The sequence below is a fragment of the Bacteroidota bacterium genome (assembly GCA_034723125.1).
GTDB lineage: Bacteria > Bacteroidota > Bacteroidia > CAILMK01 > JAAYUY01 > JAYEOP01.
This window is the reverse complement of record JAYEOP010000364.1, coordinates 2,450-10,487: the sequence shown is the minus strand read 5'-3', so window position 1 is coordinate 10,487 and position 8,038 is coordinate 2,450. Positions and strand designations below refer to the sequence as shown.

8 protein-coding genes are annotated in these 8,038 nt (G+C 29.5%); 6 read left to right on the top strand and 2 right to left on the bottom strand.

Annotated features, from left to right (window positions below; translation table 11 throughout):
- From U9R42_09820 to U9R42_09805, 4 genes are all read left to right on the top strand, one after another.
- On the top strand, positions 1-181 hold a 181-nt coding region (locus tag U9R42_09820; protein ID MEA3496317.1), incomplete at its 5' end, for a hypothetical protein.
- Positions 182-217: 36 nt separating this feature from the next.
- Positions 218-2,947 carry a DUF3352 domain-containing protein gene (locus U9R42_09815; protein MEA3496316.1) on the top strand — a complete coding sequence of 910 codons (2,730 nt, stop codon included), beginning with the start codon at positions 218-220 and terminating at the stop codon, positions 2,945-2,947.
- Between the two features lie 25 nt (positions 2,948-2,972).
- Positions 2,973-3,788: a 2,3,4,5-tetrahydropyridine-2,6-dicarboxylate N-succinyltransferase gene (locus U9R42_09810; protein MEA3496315.1), complete on the top strand. Its 816-nt coding sequence runs from the start codon at positions 2,973-2,975 to the stop codon at positions 3,786-3,788.
- Between the two features lie 23 nt (positions 3,789-3,811).
- Positions 3,812-4,867: a calcium/sodium antiporter gene (locus tag U9R42_09805; GenBank protein ID MEA3496314.1), complete on the top strand. Its 1,056-nt coding sequence runs from the start codon at positions 3,812-3,814 to the stop codon at positions 4,865-4,867.
- A 52-nt stretch (positions 4,868-4,919) separates the two neighbouring features.
- On the opposite strand, the gene U9R42_09800 is transcribed toward U9R42_09805, so the two are convergent.
- Positions 4,920-5,972: a glycosyltransferase family 2 protein gene (locus tag U9R42_09800; protein ID MEA3496313.1), complete on the bottom strand. Its 1,053-nt coding sequence runs from the start codon at positions 5,970-5,972 to the stop codon at positions 4,920-4,922.
- A 36-nt stretch (positions 5,973-6,008) separates the two neighbouring features.
- Positions 6,009-6,908, bottom strand: a complete 900-nt coding sequence (locus tag U9R42_09795) for a lysophospholipid acyltransferase family protein (GenBank protein MEA3496312.1) — start codon at positions 6,906-6,908, stop codon at positions 6,009-6,011.
- A 445-nt stretch (positions 6,909-7,353) separates the two neighbouring features.
- Between U9R42_09795 and U9R42_09790 the strand changes: the two genes are divergently transcribed.
- Together U9R42_09790 and U9R42_09785 are read left to right on the top strand one after the other, a co-directional pair.
- Positions 7,354-7,608: a type II toxin-antitoxin system prevent-host-death family antitoxin gene (locus tag U9R42_09790; GenBank protein ID MEA3496311.1), complete on the top strand. Its 255-nt coding sequence runs from the start codon at positions 7,354-7,356 to the stop codon at positions 7,606-7,608.
- Positions 7,605-7,862: a Txe/YoeB family addiction module toxin gene (locus U9R42_09785; GenBank protein MEA3496310.1), complete on the top strand. Its 258-nt coding sequence runs from the start codon at positions 7,605-7,607 to the stop codon at positions 7,860-7,862. Before U9R42_09790 ends, U9R42_09785 begins: the two co-directional genes overlap by 4 nt.
- The last annotated feature ends 176 nt before the right edge of the window (positions 7,863-8,038 follow it).

Below are 8,038 nucleotides of genomic sequence, written 5' to 3'. Positions count from 1 at the left end.
GATAATAAACAATCTGACTGCGTTAAAATTTTTCTCAATAGCTACGGCTATTCAGAAAAATTTGTGCCTTGCATCTTATTCATTATCTTTGTTTCTTAAAAGAAATGTATTTAAAGAACCTCCCTTATATTATTTTTTTGTTTTTTTAAGCAATAAGTTTGCTATTTTTGTTACAAAGTAAGAAAATTTACGAATTAAGGAGAAAAATTAAAATTATATGGCAGTTAAGAAAAAGAAAATAATTGTTATCGTTTTTATTATCTTAGTAGTGTTAGCTATTGTCGGATTATGGTCTTTTAATAAATTTATTAAACCTCAATATTTATCTTCTTTAAACGCATTACCCGAGAATACAATGTTGTATTACAAAGGCAAGGATTTTTCAGGTGAATATAAACGCTTTTCAAAGACTAAAGTATTTCAGCATTTGATAAAAATAAAAAAGGTAAAAAAAATAAATTCCCAAGTAATCTTAATTGATTCACTTATAAACTCAAATGATAAAATTAAAAACTTATTTCAATCAAATGAAATTATTTTAAGCGTTAATAAAATTTCTGTTACAAATGCGGATATTTTGCTTTTGTTTCAAACAAAAGGAGAATTGTCTCCATCGGATGTTCAAAAACTGATTAAAAAGAAAAAGGGTTGCAAGCTTGTTGAAAGAACTTTTAGAAACAAAATAATTTATGATTATCAGCTAACAAAACAAAATTCGCAGCTTGCTTTTGCTTTGCTTGATGGTATTTTAATTTTAAGCAGAAGTCCAATTTTAGTTGAAGATGCTATACGAACATTTGAAAAAAATACAGGGAATTTACAAACACCGGCTTACCATGATATTTATCAAGAGATGAATGAAAGTTGGTTTTTTGACTTTGAAAAACTTAATTCCTTTTTTGAATTATTTGTATCACCATCAGTAATAAATGAAATTAGCAAACTTAAAAATTTTGCTTCAACAGGAAATTACAGCATTCAATTTAGTGATGCTAAAATATCTTTAAGAGGAAATGTTTCAGTAAAAGATTCATTGTTTCAATACGCAGGATTATTTGAAGGTCAAAAGCCAAGGAATACAGAAATAACAAAGATACTTTCAAGAAAAACATCGGTATTATTTTCCTATAACTTAAGTGATTTTTCACAATGGTATTCAAATTACTCAAAGCACCAAACAAAACTATCCGATAGAAGTAAGTACGAAAACTCTTTGTTTAAGTTTGAAAACGAACATTCTATTTCCATAGAAAAAGAAATTGTACCTCTGCTTTACGGCTCTTTTGCTTTAGCGATAAACGAACCCATTTCTAAAGACATTTATAGCAGTACAATAATTTTGTTTAAAGTTTTTGAAATTGACAAGTCGATAAGAAAATTTACAGATCCTGCAAAGAATTTCTCATACAGCGATAGCTCTCAGTCGGTTTCAAAAATTAGCTATCGTGGATTTGATATTTACAAAACAAATCTTTCAGCATCTTTTAAATTTCTTTTCGGTTCATTATTTGATTTCCCTGAAGAAACATATTTTACTTCCATTCGTGATTACCTTTTATTTTGTCCTGATCTTTCAAATATAAAAAGAGCAGTTGATGATTACTTAGCACAGCGTATTCTAAAAACATCTATTTCGTATAATAGGTTTTCCGACCAACTTACAAGTAAATCAAATTTCCTTTTATACGTAAATCCATCACGTTCATTGATGGTGCCGGAACGTTTTTTAAATAAAACAAAGGCTGATGAATACATAAAAAACAAAGGTGTTTTTAGTAAATTCGGAGCTTTTGCTTTTCAACTTACTAATAATTTTAATAACAGTTTTTATAATGAAATTGTAATTAATTATACTCCCGAATTAAAAAATTTTCAAGAATATTTATGGGAAATTGAATTGGATGCACCAATATTTTCAAAACCATTTGTAGTAAAAAATCATAATGATGGCAGTAATGAAATTGTTGTTTTTGACAAACAGAATAAAATGTATTTGATTTCTGCTTCAGGAAAAATATTATGGAAAAAACAATTGGAAGACAGTATTATCGGCAATGTTTTTCAGCTTGATTTATACAACAACAGGAAATTACAATATCTTTTTACAACAGAGAAAAAGCTTCAACTGATTGATAGACTTGGTAGAGATGTAGCAAATTATCCTATTAAATTAAGTAGCAACGCAACATCAGGATTAGCAGTTTTTGATATTAGAAAAAATAATAAACACAAATATTTTGTAGGAAGTAGCAACAATTATATTTTTGGATATAATGAATCGGGTAAGCCGCTTAATGGCTGGAGACCTAACAAAATCTCAGGTAACTTGGATTTTCCGTTAAAATATTTTGTTAAAACAGGAAAAACTTGCTTAGTGGGAGTTAGTGATAAAGGAGTCTTTTATCTGTGGGATTTAAACGGAGATAAAGTTTTCGATCCTTTAAAACTGGATACAAAATTTACAAATCCTTTTCAGATTCAGTTTGAAAGAGACTTCGATAAAACCCATTTAATTTCTACAGACACTAGTGGCATGACCTATTTTCTTTACTTATCAGGAAAAGCTGAAATAAAAAAATACGGTAACTGGACGGGAAAAGTATATTTTAATTATTTGGATATAAATAATAACGGAGATAAAGAACTTATTTTTGCTGAAGGAAATTCAATACTTGGATATACGCATGAAGGGAAAGTGGTTTTTTCTACAATTCTTGATGCAGAGATAACATCAAAACCTAAATTTGTGAAAATTGGTGAAGAATATTTTATTGCATATCTAAATAAAGAATATGGAAAAGTATTTCTTGTAGATTTTGACGGCACTTTAAATCAGGGATTTCCAATAAACTGTAATTCGCCTTTTGAATTTTCAGATATTGATGAGGACGGCAAGCTTGAAATTATTGGTGGCAATGATAACAAGTTATTTCTTTCACGTTTTTAAAATTTAAAATCAAAACCAAATGGATATTTCAGGTCTTAAAAAGATAATTGAACTTTGTTGGGATAAAAGAGAATTGCTAAAAAGTGAAGGTAATAAGCAAGCAATTAGAGATGTTATAGAACTCCTTGATAAAGGAAAAATTAGAGTTGCAGAAAAAGACGGACAGAAATGGAAAGTGAATGAATGGATAAAAAAAGCTGTAATTTTATATTTTCCTATTCAGGAAATGAAAAAGATGAAAAGTGGTGAGCTTGAGTTTTATGACAAAATTGATTTAAAAAAAGATTATGATAAAAAGGGAATTCGTGTTGTACCTCATGCTGTTTCTCGTTATGGAGCTTTTATCTCAGAAGGTGTAATAATGATGCCTTCTTATGTAAATATTGGAGCTTACATTGGAAAAGGAAGTATGGTTGACACTTGGGCAACAGTAGGTTCTTGTGCTCAAATTGGTGAAAATGTTCATTTGAGTGGCGGAGTAGGAATTGGCGGTGTTTTAGAACCCGTTCAAGCTTCAGCTGTTGTTATTGAAGATAATTGTTTTATTGGCTCAAGAAGTATTATTGTTGAAGGTGTTTTAATTGAAAAGGAAGCTGTAATTGGAGCAAATGTCGTAATTACCAAATCAACAAAAATAATTGATGTTACGGGTAAAGAACCCAAAGAAATAAAAGCAAGAATTCCTTCTCGTTCAGTTGTGATTCCAGGCTCCTATCCAAAAAAATTCAATGCAGGTGAATTCCAAGTTCAATGTGCTTTGATAATTGGGAAAAGAAAAGCGTCAACAGATTTGAAAACATCACTAAACGATGCTTTACGAGAATTTAATGTTTCTGTTTAATAATTTTAATGTATTTTTGAACCATGGTTGTAGTATATATTTTTGCATTGCTGGCATCTTTTTATTTGCTGGCACGTATAAGTGATAAATATTTTATTCCTGCACTTGATAAAATTGCAAAGGATTTAAAAATGTCAAATGACATGGCAGGAGCTACATTGATGGCTGTTGGTTCAAGTGCTCCCGAATTATTTGTTGCACTTATTGCAGTATTAAAACCCGGAGGGCATGTAGAAATCGGAATGGGAACAATTGTAGGGTCGGCAATTTTTAATATTCTTGTAATTACCGGTAGCATTGCTCTTGTAAAAACAGCAGTACTTAATTGGCAACCTGTTGTTAGAGATTTTATTTTTTATGCTTTTGCAATAATTAGTCTTTTATTTGTATTGCAAGATGGAAAAGTTACAATTTATGAAGCTACTTTCTTTGTAGTGTTTTATGCTTTTTATGTGTTTATGGTTATTAAATGGGTGAAAGTTTTTCCTTATAAAGAAATTACCACAGAACAAAAGGTCTCTAATGGTAATAAATCCTTTATTCACCGTTGGCAAAAAACATTAAAACCTCTTGATTATATTTTGGATAGATTTTTCCCTTCACAAAAATATTATTATTGGGTATTTTTTATGTCAATAGCAGTTATTGGTGCCTTATGTTGGGTCTTAGTAGAAGGTGCCATAGGTATTTCCGAAATATTTAATATTCCTGAGGTTTTTATTGCCTTAATAGTTCTTGCAATTGGAACATCCGTTCCTGATATGATGTCTTCCATAATTGTTGCTAAACAAGGGCGAGGAGGAATGGCTATTAGCAATGCAATTGGCTCTAATATTTTTGATATTCTTTTTGGATTAGGTCTTCCTTGGTTGATATTTTTTACTCTACAAAAGGGTGAAATTGCAGTTGAGAATGAAAATATGGTTAGGTCAATAATCCTTTTACTTGGCTCAGTTATTACCGTTTACATTTTACTTTCATTACAAAATTGGAAAATAGGACATAAAGCAGGAATTATTTTAATAGCATTATATATTATTTATGTTCTATGGGAGATTTCTAGGATATATCTTTTTTAAAGTTAGTATAATTGCTTATTTTTTTCTGCTGTGAATACGCGAATAATTTCCCCTATTTTACAACATTCATCAACTCTGTAAATGTTTTCTTCTTTTTAAGAAAATATTGAAGTGCTATACTTCTGGGATACATCAATTTAAAAATTTCTTTATCGTTTACAGTTCTAAGGTTTTTTACTTCTTTCCTTTTTTTAAGAATCATTTTCGGGTGTAGCAAAAGCCAAAAATACGCATGAATTAATGCAGCGAATCTTTTAAAATTTAATTGTACCAAGGACCAACCTACTGTCATCAAATCAAGGAAAAAACGGGCAATAAGTATTGAAAAAAGATGCTTTGTTTCAAGATTTTTTAAAAGCATAAAAACAGAATTCCTATGGTTCCAGTACAATTTTTTGTAGCTATCGTAAGAAATAATCCCTCCTCCATAGTGATAAACTAATGAGTCAGGAACAACTTTTAGTTTGTAGCCTGTAAGATTTATTCTATAGCAAAGATCAATTTCCTCCATGTGATGAACAAAATCAACATCAAGGTTGCCACTTTTTTTAAGGGTTTCTGCACGAACAAACATTGCTGCCCCAGTAGTCCAAAAAACTTGTGTTGTGTCATCGTATTGTTTGTTGTCGTTTTCAACAGTATCAAACACACGACCTCTTACAAAAGGATATCCGTATTTGTCGAGAAATCCTCCTGAAGCACCGGCATATTCAAATTTCTCAGGCTCAATCATTGAAACGAGTTTTGGTTGCAAGGCTCCAATTTCAGAATCTTTTTCAGCTTCTTTAACAAGTGGTTCAAGCCAATCTTTTTCTACTTTTACATCATTGTTGAGGATAACAAAATATTTTCCTTTTGCAATTTTAAAAGCATTGTTGTAAGCAAGGCTAAAACCACCGTTTACCCCATTTTGAAAAATTTCTACTTGCGGATAATTCTTTTTTGTGTATTCAACACTGTCATCAGTAGAAAGGTTGTCAATCATTATTGTTTCAAAATTCGGATAGGATGCATTTAGTACAGTTTGAAAACAATCATCAAGGAATTTTTTCCCGTTGTAGTTCAAAACTAATACGCTAACTAATGGATTTTCAGTGTTGTTCATTTTGTTAATTTGGGTTTTGTCAAAAGTGCAAAATTATTATTTCTTTTTTGATTTTTCTTTAGCTCTGACTTTTAAATAATCTTCTTTGTTCCTTTTCCATCTTTTGTGCGACCACAACCACGCTTCAGGATGTCTTTTTATTGCTTGCTCAAGTTTTCGAACATACCTTTCAGTAATTTCATTTTCAGCGGTTTTTTTAGGATTGTCAGAAATTAGTTCTGCTTTAATTTTATATTTTCCATATTTCTCTCTCCACATATCAAGAAAATAAACAGGCAGATCAAATTTTTTGGCAATTTTTTCAGGAGCAGCAAAAAACATTGTTTCTTTGTTAAAAAACTTTGTCCAGTAAACATCATCACCGTAGGTGGGCGATTGATCATTTAAAAACACAACATATAATCCTTTATTTACATTTTTAAAAATTGTTCTGACAACTTGTTTGTTTTGAACCATTTTAGAACCAAATCTTGAACGCTGTATCATCATAATATTTTCCCATGCATCGGATGAAATTTTTTTATAAGATGTATAAATCGGAAGTTTTAATTGTGTTACAAAATGTTGACCTCCCATTTCAAAGTTCCCGAGATGACCGGAAAGAATAATTGCACCTTTTTTTTCATTTAAAAGATATTTGAACGCTTTATCATTTTCAAATTTTATTTTTCGATCCAATGTACGTTTGCCAACAACAAGTAATTTTATCGTTTCTATTAATACCTTTGAATAATGTCTGTAAAATTTATTTTTAATGTTGTTTATTTCTTTTTCGGATTTTTTAGGAAATGATGTTTTTAAATTTTCTAAAATAACAGATTTTCGATATTTAAAAATTTTGTTTACAAAAAAGGATATTAATTCAGAAAAAAGATAAACAAAAGGAAAGGGTATTATTGCAATAAAATAAAGAAGTATGTATAAAAGTATTTTCACTTAATATTGTTTTTACTGCAAAGTAAAAGAATTTTGAAGTATTTAAGGAGACTTTTCGATTAGTGTTTTAATTAGTGGCACTAAGAAAACTTTGTATTATTCATTATACTTGGGCTTTGAATTTAAAATGGATGTGAATGTAAAAGTCATTCAATTGTTATTTAGCCAAGCTGTCATTGGGTTTTGTAACTTTATGACATTAGATTCAAGCGACAGAATACACATAATATTCTAACAGTCAAAAATATACGTTTTTCTTATAGGCACTAATTAGTGGAGTTTTTAACTGCTTTAGAGAACTTACACCCTCATTAATCACAATTCCTTTTTACCAATTAAAAACCATTTTCAAGATAATTGCCTGCAATATTATTTTAAAAATTATTTGGGATTTACCTTATTTGTACATAAATTTGTACTTTGATACGTACTTAAAAACAAAGATATGCTAACAACATCAATTTCAGATTTCAGAAAAAACGTCAAGAAATATCTGGACAATGTTTCAGAGAATTTTGAAACCGTGATTATAAATCGTGGTAAAAATTCAGGAGTGGTAATAATTTCATTAGATGAATATAATTCATTAAATTCAACTCAGCATGAATTATCATCAAAATCAAATGAAAAAAGGCTTGATTCAGCAATTGAAAAACTGAAAAGCAAATCATCATTTCGAAAAAACCTCATTGATTCATGAAATATATATTTGTAGATGAATCGTGGGAAGATTATTTGTATTGGCAAAAAACCAATAAAAAAATCTTAAAAAGAATTAACGATTTACTAAAAGATATTTCAAGGGATTCATTCTCAGGAATTGGTAAACCTGAACCTTTAAAACATAAATATAAAGGATTTTTTTTACGCAGGATTGACGGAGAACATAGACTTATTTACAGGGTAAAGGATAATGAAATACACATTGCAAAATGCAGATTCCATTATGATTAAGAAAAAAAATTTTTCAAAAAATAACTGTATTCCCATTAACTCACAATTCCTTTCTACCAATTAAAATCATCTTCAAGATAATCTCCCCAAATGTTATCCTTGAAATTATTGTTGTGGTTGAATTTATTTATTACTTGTTTCCAATTCTCGTTTTTGGGTTCTCCCGTTGCATCAGA